We start from the raw sequence: 305 nt of genomic DNA, 5'->3' as shown, positions 1-305 counted from the left end.
ACGCGGGGTGGAGCAGCCTGGTAGCTCGTCGGGCTCATAACCCGAAGGTCGTCAGTTCAAATCTGGCCCCCGCAACCAATTAAAATTTGATGTAAGATTTTTGCAAAGTAGTTCGAATCACAGCAAGGCGGCGAAGCAGTGAATCCTTAGGAGCTTACTCCAGTAAGTGGCTGAGGTGAACGAGGAAAGCCAACGCTGATGTGGTTTGAAATACGAAGCAAAAAGACGGACGCGGGGTGGAGCAGCCTGGTAGCTCGTCGGGCTCATAACCCGAAGGTCGTCAGTTCAAATCTGGCCCCCGCAAC

General features: G+C 53.1%; 2 tRNA genes. Both read left to right on the top strand.

Going from position 1 to position 305, the window contains the following annotated elements:
* The first annotated feature begins 1 nt into the window (after nucleotide 1).
* A tRNA-Met gene (locus OGY04_RS00025) sits at nucleotides 2–78 on the top strand.
* 152 nt (nucleotides 79–230) lie between these two features.
* A tRNA-Met gene (locus tag OGY04_RS00020) sits at nucleotides 231–304 on the top strand.
* Nucleotide 305: the final 1 nt, after the last annotated feature.

The sequence above is a fragment of the Citrobacter sp. Cpo091 genome, assembly GCF_030332645.1.
Classification (GTDB): domain Bacteria; phylum Pseudomonadota; class Gammaproteobacteria; order Enterobacterales; family Enterobacteriaceae; genus Citrobacter; species Citrobacter portucalensis.
Note: the sequence above shows the minus strand (reverse complement) of the source record. Positions and strands in the feature narration are given on the sequence as shown.